This is a genomic window from Stutzerimonas stutzeri (assembly GCF_000935215.1).
Lineage (GTDB): Bacteria > Pseudomonadota > Gammaproteobacteria > Pseudomonadales > Pseudomonadaceae > Stutzerimonas.
The window spans coordinates 1-1,317 of sequence record NZ_JXXD01000385.1; the positions used below are offsets into that span (position 1 = coordinate 1).

The window sequence follows — 1,317 nt, forward strand, 5'->3', positions numbered from 1 at the left end:
CTCCCTGAGGGAGAGGGCTAGGGTGAGGGGGAAATGGTCGGCAAAGACCACAGTTCTCAAACCTCCTCGATCACCACCACCCGTTGGCCGGCGCGCACCGGGGAGCCGGGTTGCACACGGATGTCCTTCACCACCCCGGCGACCGGAGCGATGAGCGGAATTTCCATCTTCATGCTCTCAAGGATCACCAGCACGTCACCGGCAGCCACGCGCGCTCCCTCGGCCACCGACACCTGCCAGAGATTGCCGGCGATATGGCTTTCGATGCCGTGCTCACCGGCGCCAAGTGGGGTGTCTTCACCGAGATCGGCCGCTTTTTCCTCGCTCTCGAAATGCGCCAGCCCCGATTCGATCCAGCGCTGGCGCTCGGCGTCGAAGGCCGCGCGCTGCTGGCTGCGGAAGGCCTCAATGCCTTCGGCTTCCTTGACCAAGAAATCCTGGTAGTCGGAGAGGCACAGCTCGGTCTCCTCGATCTTCAGCGGGTAGCGGCCCAGCGGAAAATCGCGGCGAATCTTCAGCAGCTCCTCGGCGCTGACCGGGTAGAAACGGATCTGGTCGAAAAAACGCAGCAGCCAGGGCTGGCCGCCGAACGCCTCGAGCGCGCGGTAGCGGTTCCACATCTGCAGAGTGCGACCGACGAACTGGTAACCGCCCGGGCCTTCCATGCCGTAGACGCACATGTAGGCGCCGCCAATGCCCACCGAGTTCTCGGCGGTCCAGGTGCGCGCCGGGTTGTACTTGGTGGTGACCAGCCGGTGGCGCGGGTCCAGCGGGGTGGCCACCGGCGCGCCGAGGTAGACGTCGCCCAGGCCCATCACCAGATAGCTGGCCTCGAACACCGTGCGGTACACCTCGTCGAGGTTCGGCAGGTCGTTGATGCGGCGGATGAATTCCAGGTTGCTCGGGCACCAGGGCGCATCCTTGCGCACTGTGGTCATGTACTTCTCGATCGCCAGCTGGCAAGCCGGGTCGTCCCAGGACAGCGGCAGGTGAACGATGCGCGAGGGGACTTTGAGATCCTGCGCGGCGCACACTGCGTCCCACAGCCCGGCGACGGTCTCCAGCAGCACGGCCAGCGGCAGGGTTTCCGGCTGGTAGTGGACTTGCAGCGAACGGATGCCGGGTGTGAGGTCGATGACGCCGTCGAGTCCCTTGGCTTCCAACGCCTGCATCAGCGCATGGCCGCGGAAGCGCAGCACCAGGTCCAGTTCCGGCGCGCCGATTTCTAGCAGCAGATGGGTGTCGCCGGAGAGTCGGGCGACCAGACGGGTGTCGTCCTGGCCGAGGTCGAGGACGATGGGGGAGGTGAGCGCATAT

General features: G+C 65.5%; 1 protein-coding gene. It reads right to left on the reverse strand.

The features are described 5' to 3' along the window. Window positions 1-56: 56 nt before the first annotated feature. Window positions 57-1,317, reverse strand: a 1,261-nt coding sequence (locus LO50_RS23580; protein WP_044316562.1) for a carboxyltransferase domain-containing protein, incomplete at its 5' end; no start/stop codon positions are given.